Below are 18,014 nucleotides of genomic sequence, written 5' to 3'. Positions count from 1 at the left end.
ATGTGGCTGGTGGCGATAGTCGCCGGATTATCGGCCTTGCTGGTTATCTCTGGAATGGGTGCTCCGGAACCGCTGGTCCGGCCCGCTTCGGCTGCCGTCCCAACTCCTGAACCGTCCGTGGACGGGAGGGAAGTTCCGGAGAAGAAGACCACCAAGGGCGCCGAGGAATCTCAGCCCAAGGTCAAGCGGCGTGCACCAGTGTGGCCCAAGGCGGGCAGTGCCGAAGTCGGCCTCTCCGGCGTGGCATTGGCAGAGGCCGGTGGCCTTCCCGTCAAGGTGGCCGCCGTCAAGGGCAGCGATGTCACCCGGGTGAAGGTGGAGACTCTGCCCGCCGAAACGGTGCGGAAGCTCGGCGGTGTCGGCATCGCAGCGCAGTTGCTACGGGCCGACGGCAAGCCGGTGGCTGGAAAGGTACGCGCTGAGTTCTCCTATGCAGGATTCCGGGAGGCGTACGGCGGTCAGTTCGCCGGGCGTTTGCAGGTGCTGCGGCTGCCCACATGTGTTTTGCAAAGCCCCCGGCCCCGTGGATGCATCACCCAGCCGACGCCGATCAAGGCGCATAACGACGTCAAGAGTGGCACGCTCGTCGCCGACATCGAGGTGAGCGCGGTCGGCGCCTCCCTGGCCGAAGTCGAGCCTCCCACGGCGAAGCCCAAGGATCGTAAGGCCGCCGCCGCCAAGGCTGCGGAGACCGCGTTGGCCGCTCAGCTCGCCGCCGGGTCGGTGTACGTCCTTGCGGCGGGTATGACCGGGCCGGACGGCAACTGGGGAGCCACCGACCTGAAGCCCTCGGGCACCTGGCAGGCGGGCACCAGTGGCGGCGGGTTCGACTACGGCGTACCGCTGCCCGAGCCGCCTTCCCCCACTGGGAGCGGCCCCGACCTTGCGCTGCAGTACAGCGCCTCATCGGTGGACGGACAGGGCAAGTGGACCAACAATCAGGCCGGTGTCGTCGGCACCGGGTGGGACCTGAGCGCGGGCTTCATCGAGCGCCGCTTCCGGCGCTGTGATGTGGACAACTACTACGATCCCGAGACCGCCGACCTGATCTGGATCGCCACTGAGCCGAACGGCATCGCCGGCAAGGCGCTGTGCTGGGAGTCGCCGGACGAGAACGACGGCGACAGCACGACCAACGACAAGTCGCAGTCGGAGCTGGTGCTGAACGCGGGTGGCCGGTCCGCGCAGATCGTCAAGGACCGCACCTCGGGCAAATACAAGACCGTCCCCGATTTCGGATGGAAGATCGAACAGGTCAACGGCGGCGCCGATGGCCAGCCGTACTGGCGGCTCACCGACGAGCAGGGGCAGGACTGGCGGTTCGGCTACACCGCCGACGCGCAGTGGCAGGTGCCCTACGTCGGCAACGAGCAGGGTGAACCCTGCTTCGACCGGTACCAGAATGACGCCATCCCGCCGACCTGTAATGGCGTGTGGCGGTGGAACCTCGACCAGGAGATCGACCGCAACGAGAACGTGACCGACTACTCCTATGTCGAGGAGACCAACTACTTCTGCCTGCCCTCGTGCCTGCACGAGACGTACCGGGTGCTGCCCTACAACCAGGGCGGTCATCTCGCCGAGGCCACCTGGGGCCACAACACCCAGGTGACGGGCAGCGTCCCGACCGCGCGGATGACGTTCGACACCTCCTCACGGGGCGGTGTGGACGAGCCGACCGACCTGGACTGCCCGCTGCCCATCGACTGCGGGAACAGCGCGATCGCGTTCTACTCCAGCCGCAAACTGGATTCGATATCGAGCGAGGCGCGCCACCCGGACACCGGGGAGTGGGACCAGGTGCGCCGCCTGGTCCTCAGCCACGACTGGATCTATCAGCGCACCGACTTCGGCCCGCCGTACGACCCGGTGCTGTGGCTGGACACGGTGCACGAGGTCGGCATCGCCGGGGAACAGCAGATCACCGTGCCACCACATGACTTCGACGCGGTGATGTTGGCCGGAAAGATGGACTACGACACGATGTCGGACTGGACCGACCTGCTGTCGTGGCGGATGGTGCCCAGGATCGGCGCGATCAGCAACGGCATGGGCGGCCGTATCGAGGTCACCTACGGCCAAGCGGACCCATGTGGCGGCGGCAAGGGCCGCGACGGTTCTGATTACCTGCCTGACAAGACCGGCGACTGCTACCAGGTCGACTACGGCAGCGACCCCGACTCGGGATACGAGAGCTGGGCACGGTTCTACAAGCAACTCGCGGTCAAGGTCGTCGAGCGGGACATGGTGGCCGGATCGCCGGACATGGTCTACAACTACGAGTTCATCGGCTCGCCGTGGTGGACCAACCGGGTGCAGTTCGCTCAGCCGAACCAGGCGCCCACCGGCTCCGACTGGCGCGGCTACGGACAGGTACGGACCATCGAGGGCTCAGGTACCGACCCCAGTGGGTACAGCGTGTCCACCCGCACCTTCCTGCGCGGCACCGGTCAGGCCGTCCCCCACTTCGAGGGCGGCACGGTCACCGATGTGGCGGCCCTGCAGGGAGAGGTTCTGCAGGAGCAGGAATGGAAGATGACCTCGCTCAGCCCGCGGGCTTATACCGAGGTCGATTCCACCCGTTATGAGTACACCATCCAGTCCACCGGCAACGGCCCCGGCACCATGGATCCGGCCTTCGTTCTGACCACTCGTGAGCGGTCGCGGGAGAAGGTCACCGGCGGGGGCTGGCGGTACACCGACAAGCGCACCGCCTATAACGCCGACGGCCTGCCGAACAAGGTCAACGAGTACGGCCAGGACGGCGTCACGGCCGACAACACCTGCACCTCCACCACCTACGCCCGCAACGGCGACCCTGGCCAGTGGCTGCTCGACTTCCCCTCGGTGACCGAGGTACGCGCGGGCGACGACTGCGCCTCGGGGACTTTGATCGGCAAGAAGGTCACCCTGTACGACCAGGGCACCGACCCGGCGACCAACAAGCCGACCGACGGCAATGCCACTGAGGTCCGCTCGTACGCCACCGCGTCAACGATCTCGACGGTCAAGGCGACCTTCGACGACTATGGTCGGCCGCTGACCGGCACCGACGCCCTGGGCAAGGTCGCCACGACGACCTACTCCCCGGCGGTGGGCTGGCCGAGCGACGGCGTCACAGTCACCAACCCGCTCGGGCACACCCTCACGACTCAGACCTCATTCCGGTACGGCAGCCCCACCAAGATCACCGACGCGAACGGTAAGGTCGCCGAGTTCGACTACGACGCGCTCGGCCGTACCACCACGGTGTGGGGGCCCGGTCAACCGCGCGGCGGCGGCACGCCCACAGGCACGGTGTCGTACCACATCGCCTGGGACGGCTGGGGCCAGCCCACCGCGGCCACCAAGACCACCACCAAACGACTGCTGACCGGTTCCGGGCCGAGCGCGAAGTGGCTGACCAGCCACAGCTACGACGACGGGTTCGGACGTGCCCGCGAGGCGCAGTCCGACTCCCCGGCCGGCGGCCGGATCGTGACCGTGACCGCCTACGACGCGCGCGGGCTGACGCTGGCGGACTCCGATCCGGTGCACAACCAGGAGGAAGCGGGCAGCGGCCTGCTCAACCCGGCCCTGACCAGCCTGCCGCAGTGGACCAAGAACGTCTACGACGACCAGGAGCGGGTGGTCGCCGCGATCGACTACAACCTGGGCACCGAACTTCGGCGGACCACCACCGCCTACCCCGGTGAGGATCGCACCGAGGTCACCCCACCGGTCGGCGGCAAGACCGCCACGGTCACCGACGCGTTCGGCCGCACGGTAAAAGTCGAGGAATGGGCCGACGGCTCCGCCCACAACGACACCACCTACGCCTACGACCTGAACAACAACCCGGTCAAAATGACCGACGCCAACGGCAACGTCCGGAGTTCGACCTTCGACTGGCTAGGGCGGCGTCTGACAGCAGCCGACCCCGACGCGGGGGCGTCGAGCTACGGCTACGATGCAGCGGGCCGCCTGCTGTGGAGCCTCAACGCCAAGAACCAGAAGATCTCCAACACCTACGACGACCTCGGCCGGCAGACCGCGCAATGGGCCGGCGAGCCGAACACCGGTACCAAGCTCGCCGAGTGGACCTTCGACACCGTGGCTCTGGGGCAACCCGGCGCGTCCACCAGCTATGCGGACGGCCGAGCCTACTCCCAGGCGGTCACGGCCTACGACCATTCCTACCGGCCCACCGCCACCAAGCTCACCATCCCGGCCGCTGAAGGCGCGCTGGGCGGCGAATACGCCTTCACCAACACCTACGACGCGGCGGGCAACATGCGCCAGCAGACCCTGCCCGCCGGCGGCGGCCTGCCCGCCGAAACGCTCACACACGCCTACACCGATCTCGGCCTGGTCAACGGCCTGACATCAGGGCTGGGCACCTACCTCAAGGACGTCGCTTACAGCCCCACCGCCAAGCTGGACGCCCGCGCCCTCGGTGCCAATGGACAGATCAAGCGGACCCTGCATCGAGACCCGACGACCGACCGGCTCAGCCGCCTGGTCACCCAGACCAAGGCGGACACCACCGCACCCGAGACGGTGCAGGATGACCGCTACAGCTACGACATCGGCGGCCAGATCACCCGCGTCCTGGACGCCGCCTCGGCCGTCCCGGGCACCACCGACGGCCAGTCCGAATGCTTCGCCTATGACGGCCTGCTACGGCTGAAGACCGCGTACACCACCACCGCACCCTCCTGCACGGGGACCGGTGACGGCAACGGCAGCGATCCCTACCGCCAAGCGTTCACCTACGACAAGGTCGGCAACATCACGTCCCTGACCGACGGCGGGCAGAACGCGACCTACGCCTACCCGGCACCGGGCGCCTCCGCTGTACGGCCCAACGCGGTGACCTCCATCACCCGACCTGGAAGCACCGATACCTACACCTACGACGCGGTCGGGCAGCTGACCGGCCGCAATGTCGCCGGCAAGGCCGGCACCTTCACCTGGGACCCGCTCGGCCGGCTCACCGAGGCGACCGTGGAGGGCGAGCAGACCGGGATGGTCTACGACGCGAGCGGCGAGCGGCTGATCCGCCGCGAGCCCGACGGCTCGGCCATTCTGTACGCGGGTCCGATGGAACTGCGGCTCTCCGGCGGGCAGGTCACCGGCAAGCGGTACTACGCCAGCGCGGACGGCGCTTTGATCGCGATGCGGGACGCGAGCGGCGTGCGGTGGCTGCTGTCCGGCTCGCACGGCAGTACCCAGCTCTCCGTCCATGACGGCACCGGCCAGGTCAGCAGGGAACGGTACCTGCCGTTCGGGCAGCGCCGCGGTGAAGACGATCTGCCGTTCACCGACCGGGGATTCCTGGGCAAGGTCGAAGACGCCGGAACGGGGCTGTCGTACCTGTCCGCGCGATACTACGACTCGTCGATCGGCAAGTTCATCAGCCCCGACCCCGAAGTCGACCCCCGCAAACCCGAATGGGCCAACCCCTATTCCTATGCCGGTAACAACCCGATCGGAATGTCGGATCCGACTGGGCTGCGAGTGGACACCGGCAACCGCGGCTCCGACCGCACCTTCTACAAGACACATAAACCCAGTGGTCAGAAGAAGACCAAGTGGGAACACAAGCTGGAAAAGAAGCACCAGAGAGCGACCGAGGCCCAGGAACGCAAGATAAAGAAGGCCCGGCAGGCCGAAATCGACCGGCGCACACGGGACCGGAGCATCACCAAGCAAGACCCCACCCAGTGGGAAACCGATGTGCTACTCGAAGAGGAGTGGCATCGAAACTTCCTCGCCCGCCTGCTCGCCGTGGCCAAACAGCAGGCAATGGCCAGGGGCGACGCCGATATCCAGGTCTACCTCTTGGGGGCGGGTTGGAGTGACAAGCTCAGCTTGGGGCCCCGCGGTATCTCATTGAAGATACCTTTAGGGGCGAAGCGGCCATACCCTGGCTTTAAAATCTTCAATCCCAAATGCAATAGCTTCATCCCCGGCACCAAAGTGCTGATGGCCGACGGCACCCACAAGCCCATCGAAGACGTCAAGGTCGGCGACAAGGTCATCGCTACCGACCTCGAAACCGGCCAGACCACGGTCAAGCCGGTAGCGGCCCTGCACACGAGCAAGGGCGCAAAGGAAATCGTCCAGATCACTGTGGGACGGGGCGAAAAGATAGCGGTCGCCTACGCGACCGATGAGCACCCGTTCTGGCTGCCGGAACTCCGCCAGTGGAGAGAAGCAGAAGACCTCCGGCCCGGCCAGTGGCTGCTGGCCAGCACGGGAACCTACGTCCAGATCGCGGACATCAACCTCCGGCCTAGGATGGGCCAACGAGTCCACAACCTTACCGTAGACAGTAGCCGTACGTACTATGTTCTTCTGGGGTCCCACTCTGTTCTTGTTCACAACACAGACGAATGCCCTCCCGCATTAAAGATGCTTCACCCGGTAGAGTCTCTAAACAAGTCCTCCTTGGACTATTGGAGTAAGAAGACCAACGACGAAATCATCAAGTCATTGAAGCTGGGCTCCAAGGAGGGTGCGCTGCTCGTGAAGCCGGATGGAACGATCATGAACGGCAACACGCGCATACATGTACTCAAGGGGCGCGGCATAGACGTGAGCAGGCTGCCGCGAACGATCTATAAAAGCGAGCAGCCGAAAGACGGATTCTGGGACTAAGTATTCTTATGCTAAGGAAAAGCGAAGCTCTGGCGGTCCTCGCATCACCAGGAAGGCAGGCGTTCTTGCTGGCTGTGGCGGCCAACTTCGGGATCGCTATTCGTGCTGCATACCCGCGAAGCACGGGGCTTCCTGCTATGGAGTCTATAAAGAAGCTAATGGGGGGCAATGAACTATTAATACGCCTGATCGATCAGATGCGATCGGCGTCCGGTGCTACCGCAGGCTATCCCGACTCGGTATTCTTGGATCTTATCTTGGAAGACGCCCAGCAGTTCGATGTGACGAGTGAACTGCACTTCGCATTGCAGGAGGCCCTTCAAGGAGGCAGCGCCTGAGAGAATAGGTGCCGTCGGCGGGAAATCTCACAAATTGACTTGGCGATGTTGACAAGGTCGAGTGATTCGGCTTCTCGGGAGTCGACTCTGTCCTGTCGCCGACGTCGGCGAGACGGGCCCGCAAAAGCGCGTACCCCGGTGAGACGGACGTCGGCCAGGTGCCTGTAGGGCAGGGGCATCGACGACGAGGGGATCGGCGTAGGGATCCCGATGCGTGTACCTCGACTGCAGGATTTAAGGCGCCCGGGAACCTGTCGGAACAACAGAGCCTACGTCAGACAGGGCTGTAGCTACTTCGTCCCCGGCACCAAGGTGCCGATGGCTGACGGCACCCACAAGCACATCGAAGACGTCAAGGCCGGACAAGGTCATCGCTACCGACTCTGAAGCCGGCCAGACCACAGTCAGGCACGGTAGCGGCCCTGCACACGAGCAAGGGCGCAAAAGAAATCGCCCGCCTCACAGTGGGCAGGGGCAGCCATGCGACCGTCATCTACGCCGCCGACACACCCCTTCTGACTGCCGGCTTTCCACCGGTGGTGGGAGGTAGAAGCACTTCGGACCGGCCATTGGCTTCGTACCAGTACGGGACACATGCTCAAATAGCCGTTCTCCATTCTCAATCGGACGGTCAGCGGGGTCCACAACCTGATCGGTTGATGGCACCCACGCCTACGATGTAGCGGCAGGGGCCAGGCGATCCTGATTCACAACTCTGAGGAATGTGGCGATCTAGTCCCCACGTGGAAGCCCGCCCCTTCGTTCAGCGTTTCTTGCAGTACAGGCTGCGAATAGTAGGGTTTATGATAGGTTCAGTCCAAGAGCTGGCGTGCCTGTCAACGAATACAAGCAACTTTTCGACTATCGTGACTTATCAACTTCGGGTTTTGAGGCCATGGACTATCTAGAGGTCTTCAATATTGCTCGACAGCGCCCAAGAATGCTCGGACTGGATGACTCCTTCCTGGCAGCGACCGCATTCGTGGCTGGGTGTGACGCAGGGAATTCATGGCGTCTTCTAGACGGATTCAGTGAGTGGCTGGCGACGAACCTAGAAGACGGCGCCAATCTGAGCTGGCAAGCGCTTGTCATAAGACACGCCTTGCCAAATTTTCCCCAGAAATATCCCGCCGAACCACTCGGCGATGAAGAGAACGTGGCGGCGGTTGAAGCCCTCTTCAGCCTCTTGGCTGAATTCTGGGACACTAGGGAAAAAGATGGCCTTGCCGAGATCTTCAGTCGGTTTTCAGAAGTATTCGGTGGTCGATAAGGACAGGTCGCAGATGTCTGCGTAAAAGCGCCTTGTTGGCCTCGTGATAGCAGCTCCGACGAGGCCAACGAGACGTTCGCGGCCACGTGCACGGCTACAGTGCCCGCGATCATTTCTGACGGCCATTGTTGGAGCCGTCGCCGAGCGGCCCCGGGCATGCGTTCGATGGCGTCGCGCTGGAGACGGAGCCGGGCATGGGTTTTGCCGGTGAGGGCGGTGCAGGCATGGCCTAGGAGTTCCTTCACGAGCCGTCTCCGCGCTCAACCGCCCGTAGCGAAGCTAGCACGCCGACGGCTCACGGCTTTGAGGTGCGAGCGCTCTGCTGCTGTATTTGGCTAGCGGTCTCGTAGCCGCTGCTCGACTGCGTTGCCGCTGAGGCCGACCGCCCGGCCTATGCTCGGGCGGCTCGCCCCGTCGGCCAGCAGCTCCCGTGCGATGGCCGCCCACTCCTCCGGTGTGGAGGCGGCTTGCAGGCGCCTGGCCTCTTGGTCGGTGAGGTCGCGTCCCCGGCGAGCATCAGCATCGGCGGCGCCCGTCACTCCGGCCCCCGGCCGGTCGTTCAGCAGTGCCACGATGTCGCCCGTGCGGTAAAGCCTGCGGGCCCCCTGATCGCGGTGTTCTGCGTGCGCATCGAACTTCGGCCGGTACTGCGTAAGCGTCTTGCCGTCGATGCCGAGCAGCCGGGCGATCGCGCCGAGGGTACGCATCTCGTTGGGATCGCCGGGGATCTCATATCGGCGGCGCGGGCGGGCGCGGGCCTTTTCCCATTCGGCGAGCCAGGTCTCCAGGGCGCGGCGGTCGTACACCGGTTCGCCGGGCCCGGGGATGCCCGGCCGTCGGCGGCGGCCGGTCGGGCCTGGGAAGTCTCGGGCCGGTCGCCAGCGTATGGCGATGTGCTCGGGCGTGCGACCGATCTCCTTCGCCCATTCTGCGAGGGTGATCGTGTCGCCCCCTTGATTGTCGTCCCTGGTCATGTCCACCATCCTCCACCGGAAGGGTTCGGCGGCGACTGCTCTGCTCCCAGGGCGGGGCGGGCGATCTCGTAGCCGGTGCCTGGTGCGCGGTGTCCTGTGGGTTCGGGGTCGATGAGTTGGCGGGTCGGTAGGGTTGCAGGTGTTCCTTCCTCGTGGGGTGGAACGTCGGCGGCCGGTGTGTGCGAGCGGGCGTTGCCCGTATCATCGGCCGCCACTGACTGCCACCAGGGCGGCGGTATGGCAATTCGTGAGCCTCCAGACCTACTGACCAGGGGGTAGATATGGGCGGCCTGATACTCGGCCCTACCCGTTCGTGAGGCGGGCGACGGGGTGGAGAACAGTGCCTTAGGGTGAGGCTCCTATCTTCGCTCTTCCGGCGGCTCTGGTGGGCTTGCATCAAGGTGGGCGAGTGTGGCCACGACTGACCGGAAGGGTGTCGATGGCCCGTCGTAGCGGGTCAGTTCGGCGGCTATGACTCCGGTCTCGGTATCGACGATGGTCCAGGTGCCGGCGCGGCGCGGCTCTCCGGGCTGGTCACGGGTCAGCTCGTCGAGGCGAGCCTCGGCGAGGCTCATCGTGTCCGCCGTACCGAGGACCCGCCCGGCCGGATCGCGAATCTCGTACATGGTGCTCCTCTTCCGGGGGGCGGTGCGCTTGTGCTTCCCCTCCAGGATGACGGGTACGCACAGGGCGGCGACGGCCGGAGCATTGTTCTGTGGATAACTTCGGGGGGCGGCCCGCAGGGCAGGGCCGCCCCCGAAGTCGCTGTCCCTGCTATTGCCGGGCGCGGCCTCTCTTCCGGTTGAACACCGCGTTCGCTGCGGCGGCGGCCTCTCGCCAGGTCGCCACCTGCCGGTCGTACGCTTCCCGATCGTCGGCCACGATGGTCAGCGGCCCGACCGCTATGGCCAGTTCCCCGCACTGGCTGCGGGAGTGGATGTAGTTGCGGGCAAACACCTCCACCGATTGCTTGCCTTGCAGCCCGATGGTGATGTGGCTGGTGTGCCGGTTGATCACCGTATAGCCTGCGGCGCGCCGCGCGCCGAACACTCGCTCCGCCTGACCGCCCGCGTTGCGCCAGACGGTCATCATGGTCCAGGCGGCCTGCTCATCCCACAGGATCACGATGGCCCCGGGAAGGTAGACGTCCACCTGGTCGCGACGGGGGACCACGCGGGTCTCGGCCGCACCGGTCAGGCGGAGGGTCACGCCGGGGAGGTAATGCATGGTCCGCGGGGCTGGGGCGGTCTTGGTGGCCTTCATAGGACTCCTTTTTGTCGTGGGGTGGTGGCGGGTGTGCGTCCCGCTCTAACTAACTACAGCATACCCGTTTAGCTTCCTGGGAAGCCGGAGAACATCGCCTGAGCTGGATCTTGACCTAGCCTTGAACTGCCGCGCCGACCCTCGGCACCCAGGGTCTTGAGCCCCTATCCTGGGGAGCGGCCTCCAGCTCCGCCCTTGCTTTCGACGGCCGGGTTTGGAAGGGGGTCAGGAGCCGACTCCCTTGGGAGTCGGCTCCGTACCTTCACAGAGTTCGGCAAGGAAGGCTTGCAGCAGCGTGTAGCCCGGCGACGCCGGGGTCGGCCGGATGCCGATCTGGAACATCTCCGGCTCCTCGAACACCGGATCGCCGTTCGGACGGCGAGCGTATGCGACACGCCCGTAGTCCACACCGGCGCCCCGATCGAAGCTCATCCAGGTGATGGCCTCCTGTTCGCCTTGTCGCAGCGGATGGTTCGACACGGCGCGCACCGAGACCGAGTCCGGCGGCGTGAACACCCACACCTGAGGCACGGCCAGCACCCAGCGGACCGCAGCGATCTCGCGAGCCTTGAGCGCGGCACGGCGCTCGAAGGCAACAGCGCTGGAGATGTCGCGCGAATGGTCATAGTCGCTGAGCACCAGCGTGCGCGCTCCTTGCAGAGCCACGATCGCGGGCGAACTCCGGGACACGATGCACTTCTCCAACCGGCGCACCACATCGAACAGGAGTTCAGCCGTCATCTCATTCATTCATTCATGCCCCTCGTTCCCCCGGTCGAGTGTCCCGTAGATGACACCTGGTCGCTGGCAGCAACGACACTGCGGCATCTGCCGTACTGAGGAAACTGTGGAGCTCGCCTTGTCAGTCTCGGACGCAGGCCGGGTAACGGTCGCCGACCCGACACCTCCTGTACTGCTCGGGCGAGACCTCCAGCCTCTCGCCTCTCCCGGTGATCAGCCAGTACCGCGCGGGCACATACCGCGTTGTGCGGACGCATCCGTCAGCCTGCCGACCCGCGATCTGTCTACCCCCACAGTCCAGCCCCTTTGAGTGGACCTTGGGCTGCACCCGTTTGGCGACGATGGGGCGTTGCGGTGCGGCCATGCACGCAACGGTAGGCGCCAGTACGCCGATCAGGCACATAACTCTGATGATCTTCGGTGACAGTGTCATCGTGGAATCCTTTGGAGTGGTGAGCCGTTGCGGTGTCCACTGGTGGTGTCGGCGTGGTTGTCCAGGGTCACGCCGGATGTGGCTCGCAGTCTGTACCGCACTGTGGATCGCGGCCAGGAAGTATCCGAACGGTGGCGGACGTCTTGGCAGGACGCATTCTCATCAAATCGAGAATGCGGTTAGGAGCATCGTTTCTGCTCACATATAAATACGGCGGGCGAGCAGGGCCGATCGTCTATTGGCTAGCCCGATCTCGCCGGGACTCCGACTGCTTGAAGAACTGGCTTATCGAGGAACCGGCATGGCATGAGAATGGCCCCAGGGCAACAACCCTGGGGCCAACGGTGCGTCTGGTCAGTCGCCCGCGCTTTCCGTCCCCCGGTAAATCATCGTGTCCCTGGCGTCATCCAGGCGCGCCGACAGATCGGACCACTCTGCTCTCGCTGCGTCGCGCACTTTGATGACGTTCCAGCGAGAGCCGTACGAACCGCCGTACATCTCCTGTGCGACCGACGCCAGCACACCGGCCCGCCCGAGATCCTCCGCCTGGGAGGCGAACTTGTATACGCGCGCCAGTACCGGGAAGTCACGACCGTCGCCGTAGGCCGCCTGGAAGATCGCTTCGCTGTTCTGAGCTACAGCCGACGCGACGACGGCCCGGGTGAGGGTCTCGGCCTGCGGTGGCGTACTCACGGGCTGATCAGCCTGTGTGCCGTTGTTCTGGGCTGTGGAGAGATCAGCCCGGTAGCCGTTCCGAGCGGCGGCGTCACGGACCGCCCACCGCTTGAGAGTGGTCGGCGTGACGATCATTTCGCCACCATCGCGTCGGACATAGATCCATGCTGGATCGTCCGGCGTACTGGTCGGCGCGACCTGGCACTTGGTCGTGATGTCATGCAAACGCTGCGCGAACATGAGCACCGCGTCTTGAGTGACGTCGTCCGAAACGTCGTCGGTACCGTAGGGTGCGTGACCGTCGCGTACTACGGTCGCGCTTCTGTCCATTCGCTTCCGGGAACGCGCGGCATCCACCGTGCGGCAGTATCCGCGCGCGAGGTCGCGAATCTCCTTCCAGTCGTCTGGTGTTACCCGCGCGATGTCCTCTGATGTGAGGGACGCCCCCGGGACGCTGGTCGGGACGTATCGGCCGGGAATTTCGTTCGCCATGATCGGCTCCGATCTCCTATGACACACGTTTCGCATGCCACCCTTGCTTTCGACAATCCAATTCAATCGCGAAGGGAGGAGAAAGGCAATTACATTCAGTGGAGTGTCGGCTACCGATCTGGCGAAACGTGGCGTTACCAGCTAGGTCTCACGGATATACGTGCCCCAATACAGAAATGGTGGCCGGTGAATTCTGGATTAGTTGTAAGGCGATATTTTGCTCGTTGAATCAAGTTGCGACTGCACCCCCGCCCATTAACAGAGGTGGCACATACGCCTACGAGTCGGGGTTGGTACCGCACCCCTAATCGCCCGCTCTACCAGGGCAAACACGCCCGCCAAGGCTTCGCGCTCAAGACCGGCCTGCGCACACGCCGGCGGTCGCCCCAGCCGGTACGCCGTGACTGACGCGTGGGTCTCGCGTCCTCAAGTAGAAGTAGGCACTCCCCTGCCGAGCGGGGGCCCGCTGGGCAAACATGCCTGTCGAACCGATTGTCGATGAGGCCGCCTGAGCCGTCACGCGCAAGTGCTGCTGTACCTGGCCCGAACCCCTCGGCCCCGCCCGTCCCGGATCGCCGCCGCCCCGGGCGTCACCGAACGGGTGGTGTACCTGGCGCTGGCCGCTCTGGCCGCCGCGAGATATCCGACCCAGGTATGTGATGGCCGCGACGGCCATACCGTCCGCTACATGCTGGATACCGACCGGCCGGCACATGTCCGGCCTCGATGCCGGGTGGCGGCCATGACGAGCGTGACCCGGCCGCGCCGGCGGGATCAGCCGGTGCGGTAGCCCCGGCCCTGTGCGGCGAGTTGTCCCAGGGTCTGGACGGACAGGTCGGCGTCGGTCACGCGGTCGCCTGCGCAGGAGGGGGCGGACAGGGTGCTGGGAAAGGCGGATGGCCCCCAGCTGATGGTGGTAGCGGAGGGGTCCAGTTGGTAGGGCTGGGGGGGTTGGGGATTGCCGTTGAAGATGACGGTGGCGTCCGGCCCGTCCAGCCGGACGATCACGTCGGCCGTCTCGCCGTCGGAGGATCGCAGGTATCCCTGGTATTGGGCGAACGAGTTGCTGATCCACTGCTGGATGCCGGTGCCGCATCCGGGCCCGCGGTGTTCGGCCGTGGCGGCGGGAGCAATCAGAGTCGGGGCGGATGCGGCGACCAGGGCCACCAGCACGGCGCGAGCGGTGAGGGGTGCTGGGCGGCGGAGGTGTTTCATTGGTGCCTCCAGGAGGTGGGAGTCGGCGTTCCCGTCAAGACCTTTCCATCATTAACGCACAGCGGTAGATCGACTACTTTCCGAAGGGCCGTATTACCTTACGGAGTATTCACGGGGTCGGGGGACAGCAGGACAGCCGTTAGCGGTACCCGCTGGTAACAAAGGGCCCGGAGCCACATCTCGGGGAAGGTCATGATCACCGAGTAGTGGACCGGAGATCACCGCTCAGGTTTCTTCCTAGGGGCGAGCCTATGAGGAACGCCGTCTGCTCTGGGGAGTGCTCCAGGTTGTAATGGCTGCCAGAAGTTCTTCGGTCTCTGGAGTGGGTTCGACCTGGAGGCCATGGAGGTGGGCGCGGAGTAGTTGGCCTGTGTGGCGGGCCTGGGCGGGGCGGCCGAGGTTGTGGAGTAGGCGGATCAGGTGGCACCAGGTTTCTTCTGCGTCCGGGTCGATGTCGCGGGCTCGTTCGAGGGCGTCCACGGCGCGGTCGGGGTCGTCTGCCCGGCAGAGCGAGGCGAACTGGGTGAGTACGTCGACCTGGGCCAGGGTGAGCGGGTATTTCTCGTCCAGGACCCAATCCTCGTGGATACCGGTGGCCAACTCGCCGCCGCAGAGGGATGCCGCCCGGTCGAGTTCGGCGCGTTGGGTCTCGGGGGCGGGGGTGGTGCGGGCGGTCTTGGCCGCCTCTTGGAAGTCCCAGAGGTCGTAGCTCATCTTGGCAGGGTCGATGCGGTAGGTTTCGTCGTCCATGGCCTGGATGAAGGGCTCGCCTGTCAGGCCAGTGGCCTTTTCCAGGGCGTCGCGGAGGTGGCGGAGGAGGCTGTGGAACTCGTGGCCGAGTTGTTTGCCCGGCCATAGGGCTTCGCCGATCGCTTCCTTGGTGGCTCCCTGTGGGTGGAGGGCGAAGTAGACGAGGAGCAGTAGCTTCAGCCCTCGGATGCGTAGTGGCTGGTCATGGCCTTTCACCCAGACGGCGGGCTTGCCCAGGACGCGTACGCGGATCGGTGTGGCGTGCTCCCAGGGGATCGCCGTTGCGGGCGGTGCGGGGGTGTCGGGGACGTTGTCCACAGGTTGTGCATCGGCGAGGTTGCGCAGGGCGTCCACGAGATCGGCGGCCGGTAGGTGTACGAGGGAGGCGTTGTGCAGTGGCCGGGCGTACGGTCCTTCTGCGGTGGTCGCCCGGTGGTCGGGGCCGATGTGGCAGGAGGAGGTCCAGGTTCCCAACAGCAGTGCGCCGAGTCCGTACTGAGCGCCGGCTGTCACAAGCGATTGGACGCGTGCTGCCGTATCGCCTTCGATCGTGCCGATGAGCAGGACGTTCGGCAGGAGTTCGCCGGGGTCGCGTTGGCGCAGTTCGTCGATGTCGGCGGCGTCGCGTTCTGCGAGGATGCGTCCTCGGGTGAAGCGGATCTCCTCCAACCGGTTGGCCGGTGAATCGACGAGGGTGACGCCTGGCAGGCGGTTGGCGAGCGCGTCCAGGCCGCCTCGGTCGAGTTCGACGATCGCCGCGGCGTCGGCGGTCGTGATGATGATCTCCAGGCGGAAGTTGCCGGCCTGGTGGAGGAGGTCGAGCAGCAGAGCGCGGACGACGTCCAGGGATCCTGGGCCGGTGAGTCCGAGGCTGAGTCCGCTCAGTGGTACCGCGGCAGCCGTACCGTCGTCGTGAGTACCGATCATCAGGCGGTCCGGGGTTTCGATCGACGACATCTGCCGGATCAAATCGCCGTTCGAGGGTACTGATACGCCCTGATCACGGAAGGGCTGGAAGAAGGTGCTGCGAGCGGCCTGGACGACGGCGGGAGGGCGAACCGGGTCGGAAGACCGTCGACGGCGGCGGTGGAACTGGGCGGCGGCGTAAGCAGCGCAGACGCCGCTTGCCGCCGATAGAGCGATCACCGCGCCGGACGGCACGTTGATCGTCACGACGAACTGCCCTCCGAGATCTTCCGCCTGCGCCTTGGCGGGAACCGGCTGTGCTGCGCTGGGTTGCGCCTCGGGGATGAGGGCCACCGAGCGGGTGTGGTCCAGGGTGATCGCCTCTGGACGAAGTGCGGGCAGCCGGAGCTTCCAGCCTGGTCGGATGTGTTCAGGATCGGTGAACACCTGCCCATCGCCCTGGCGGCGATGGGCGTTCAGCTTCCAGATCTTCCGCCAGCTCCGCGACTCCCCCAACTCGTGCTTGGCGATCGACCAGAGGCTGTCCCCCTTCTTCACCACATGGGTGCGCGGATCCACATGCTGTGGAGCGTCCACGACGGGCCGTCCGGGCGTACTGAACGAGGCCGCCTCCGCCTCGATGGGCAGCATGGCGAAACTCAGCGAGCCGATCAAGCCGGCCGCGATGCCTTGCAACGGCCCGAGCATCGGCACGTGGATCTCCACACCACGGACCGCCGCAGCCGCCTCGACCACCAACGCCGCCGTGAACGCTCCCCAAAGCAGCCACAGTGGACACGCAAGTGCCTTGAGCAGTACTTCCTCCGAGATCGGATTCATCAGGAACGCCTCGATGTCCCCGCCCGTGGGAATCGCGCGAGGCAGTGGCCAGCCCGCGAAACGGAGCAGCATCACCGGTATGCCGACCTCCACCCCGATGAGCAAGGCACAAACGGCCAGAACCCGACCAACGACAACAAGGAACCTGATCACCTGATGACCCCCGTCACCCCACGCTGGGCCACGGCCGTGGCCCTCCCCGTAACCCGAATCGACCTCAGCCCGGCCAGCCCGAGGATCTGCGTCGGCTGGACCGCCCGCACGGTGACCGTCACCGTGTCGCCGACGACCTCCACGGCCGCGGTATCCGGGGTGGCGGCGATGTAGGAGAGAGCGGCGGTACGTGCCCGGGTGGCGTCCACCCGTACCGTGGCATCGCGCCGGTACGCCGCCAGGTCGAGCTGCTGCGCGCCGGAGCGCGCCGCCTCCTGGGCCTCGTTCAGGGCACGTACCCGTGCACCGAGTGCGAGCCCGCCGTCCACGATCAACCCGCAGAGCAGGAAGAGCGCCCCGATGATGGCCACCACGAAGCCGGTCAATTCGACCTCCAGTAATCGATCGGCGCGGAGAACGACGCCGTCAGCGCCGAACTCCCGGGCAGCCGGACGAGCGCCACATCCGACAGCTTCACCGTGCAGGTCACCGACACTGTGACCGTTCCGCCTGGCCGGAAAGACGCCAGCCCGATGCTCACCCTCCGATCGGCACATGTCACACGCTCGGCCCCCAACGCCATCTCTGTTGCCTTCCGCGCCGCCGACTCGGCAGCGGCCGGAGTACGGGCGATCGACGCGGCCCGCGCGGCCTGATGGGAGGCGTTGTTGACCTCCAGCCGAGCCGTCACGAGCCGGCCCGCGGCGACCGCGAACAGCGCGAGCACGATCAGCAGCGTCGTAAGCAGAAGGACCTCCGCGGTGACAGACCCTCGATCGTCACCCATCACCGGTCGCCCCGGAAGCGTTCCACCGGCCCGTACGCGACGGTCGTCGCAGGTAGCCGCAAGAACGGCACGACGGCCGGCGCCACCCCCGAGACCTGAACGCGTGCGGCTTCCGCCGTACGCGACACGGACACCCGCGGTGACCGCAGCACCGAGCCGCCCAGCCGCGACAGCAGGGAAGACGCCTCGGCCCGCCCCGCCCCCGCGCTTCCGCCATGCGCCCGCGCGACCGCCAGCGCCTCGGCCGCCGCCACCTCGGTGACGTGTACGGCGTGCTGCCACATCCCGAACTGGATCACCAGCAAGATGAGCAGCATCACGAACGGGAAGACCACCACCAGCTCGGCCGTGGCCGAGCCCCGATCGTTCACCGCAGGTCGAGCGAGTTGGCCTTGGCGAGCAGCTTCGACATCAGCACCGCGCCGACGGCGACCGCGATGGCCACCAGGATCGCGACGACGACCACGGTTTCCGTTGTATAGCCCCCGTCCGGCCGCTGCCTGGCGATCTCCCGGCACCTTCGCACCCTCTCCCC

At 65.7% G+C, this 18,014-nt stretch carries 13 protein-coding genes; 2 read left to right on the top strand and 11 right to left on the bottom strand.

Going from position 1 to position 18,014, the window contains the following annotated elements:
• Nucleotides 1–117 precede the first annotated feature (117 nt).
• Together DP939_RS22365 and DP939_RS45495 are read left to right on the top strand one after the other, a co-directional pair.
• On the top strand, nt 118–6,642 hold the full coding sequence (locus DP939_RS22365; protein ID WP_158578653.1) for an RHS repeat-associated core domain-containing protein: 6,525 nt from the start codon (nt 118–120) through the stop codon (nt 6,640–6,642).
• Nucleotides 6,643–7,809: 1,167 nt separating this feature from the next.
• On the top strand, nt 7,810–8,250 hold the full coding sequence (locus DP939_RS45495; protein ID WP_147268083.1) for a hypothetical protein: 441 nt from the start codon (nt 7,810–7,812) through the stop codon (nt 8,248–8,250).
• A 335-nt stretch (nt 8,251–8,585) separates the two neighbouring features.
• Here DP939_RS45495 and DP939_RS22355 read toward each other — a convergent pair whose 3' ends face one another.
• The 11 genes from DP939_RS22355 to DP939_RS22300 all read right to left on the bottom strand — a co-directional run bounded on the left by DP939_RS22355 (nt 8,586) and on the right by DP939_RS22300 (nt 18,005).
• A complete protein-coding gene (locus tag DP939_RS22355) occupies nt 8,586–9,224 on the bottom strand; it encodes a hypothetical protein (RefSeq protein ID WP_113982704.1) in 639 nt (212 codons plus the stop codon).
• A gap of 359 nt (nt 9,225–9,583) precedes the next feature.
• Nucleotides 9,584–9,850, bottom strand: coding sequence for a hypothetical protein (locus tag DP939_RS22350; RefSeq protein WP_113982703.1), 267 nt, complete (start codon nt 9,848–9,850; stop codon nt 9,584–9,586).
• 148 nt (nt 9,851–9,998) lie between these two features.
• On the bottom strand, nt 9,999–10,487 hold the full coding sequence (locus tag DP939_RS22345) for a hypothetical protein (RefSeq protein WP_113982702.1): 489 nt from the start codon (nt 10,485–10,487) through the stop codon (nt 9,999–10,001).
• Nucleotides 10,488–10,712: 225 nt separating this feature from the next.
• Nucleotides 10,713–11,237 (bottom strand): hypothetical protein, encoded by a 525-nt coding sequence (locus DP939_RS22340; protein WP_199565335.1) that lies wholly within the window; start codon nt 11,235–11,237, stop codon nt 10,713–10,715.
• Between the two features lie 778 nt (nt 11,238–12,015).
• The gene (locus DP939_RS22335; protein WP_113982701.1) at nt 12,016–12,828 is read right to left on the bottom strand and encodes a hypothetical protein; all 813 of its coding nucleotides are present in this window, start codon (nt 12,826–12,828) and stop codon (nt 12,016–12,018) included.
• A 774-nt stretch (nt 12,829–13,602) separates the two neighbouring features.
• Nucleotides 13,603–14,043 (bottom strand): hypothetical protein, encoded by a 441-nt coding sequence (locus DP939_RS22325; protein WP_147268082.1) that lies wholly within the window; start codon nt 14,041–14,043, stop codon nt 13,603–13,605.
• Nucleotides 14,044–14,292: 249 nt separating this feature from the next.
• The gene (locus DP939_RS22320; RefSeq protein WP_147268081.1) at nt 14,293–16,692 is read right to left on the bottom strand and encodes a BTAD domain-containing putative transcriptional regulator; all 2,400 of its coding nucleotides are present in this window, start codon (nt 16,690–16,692) and stop codon (nt 14,293–14,295) included.
• A complete protein-coding gene (locus DP939_RS22315) occupies nt 16,689–17,078 on the bottom strand; it encodes a pilus assembly protein TadG-related protein (RefSeq protein ID WP_199565334.1) in 390 nt (129 codons plus the stop codon). The genes DP939_RS22320 and DP939_RS22315 overlap by 4 nt, the downstream gene beginning before the upstream one ends.
• Nucleotides 17,075–17,479: a TadE/TadG family type IV pilus assembly protein gene (locus DP939_RS47040; protein WP_225878425.1), complete on the bottom strand. Its 405-nt coding sequence runs from the start codon at nt 17,477–17,479 to the stop codon at nt 17,075–17,077. The genes DP939_RS22315 and DP939_RS47040 overlap by 4 nt, the downstream gene beginning before the upstream one ends.
• Nucleotides 17,479–17,850 carry a TadE family protein gene (locus DP939_RS22305; RefSeq protein ID WP_199565332.1) on the bottom strand — a complete coding sequence of 124 codons (372 nt, stop codon included), beginning with the start codon at nt 17,848–17,850 and terminating at the stop codon, nt 17,479–17,481. Before DP939_RS22305 ends, DP939_RS47040 begins: the two co-directional genes overlap by 1 nt.
• The gene (locus DP939_RS22300; RefSeq protein WP_199565331.1) at nt 17,847–18,005 is read right to left on the bottom strand and encodes a hypothetical protein; all 159 of its coding nucleotides are present in this window, start codon (nt 18,003–18,005) and stop codon (nt 17,847–17,849) included. Before DP939_RS22300 ends, DP939_RS22305 begins: the two co-directional genes overlap by 4 nt.
• Nucleotides 18,006–18,014: the final 9 nt, after the last annotated feature.

Origin of the sequence: Spongiactinospora rosea (genome assembly GCF_003315795.1) — a bacterium.
Classification (GTDB): Bacteria; Actinomycetota; Actinomycetes; order Streptosporangiales; family Streptosporangiaceae; genus Spongiactinospora; species Spongiactinospora rosea.
Note: the sequence above shows the minus strand (reverse complement) of the source record. Positions and strands in the feature narration are given on the sequence as shown.

What these genes read in the sequence shown, in the direction of transcription:
- DP939_RS22355 (WP_113982704.1), bottom strand. Translation starts at nt 9,224, where the DNA reads ATGACCAGGGACGACAATCAAGGGGGCGACACGATCACCCTCGCAGAA.
- DP939_RS22350 (WP_113982703.1), bottom strand. Translation starts at nt 9,850, where the DNA reads ATGTACGAGATTCGCGATCCGGCCGGGCGGGTCCTCGGTACGGCGGAC.
- DP939_RS22345 (WP_113982702.1), bottom strand. Translation starts at nt 10,487, where the DNA reads ATGAAGGCCACCAAGACCGCCCCAGCCCCGCGGACCATGCATTACCTC.
- DP939_RS22340 (WP_199565335.1), bottom strand. Translation starts at nt 11,237, where the DNA reads ATGAATGAGATGACGGCTGAACTCCTGTTCGATGTGGTGCGCCGGTTG.
- DP939_RS22335 (WP_113982701.1), bottom strand. Translation starts at nt 12,828, where the DNA reads ATGGCGAACGAAATTCCCGGCCGATACGTCCCGACCAGCGTCCCGGGG.
- DP939_RS22325 (WP_147268082.1), bottom strand. Translation starts at nt 14,043, where the DNA reads ATGAAACACCTCCGCCGCCCAGCACCCCTCACCGCTCGCGCCGTGCTG.
- DP939_RS47040 (WP_225878425.1), bottom strand. Translation starts at nt 17,479, where the DNA reads ATGGGTGACGATCGAGGGTCTGTCACCGCGGAGGTCCTTCTGCTTACG.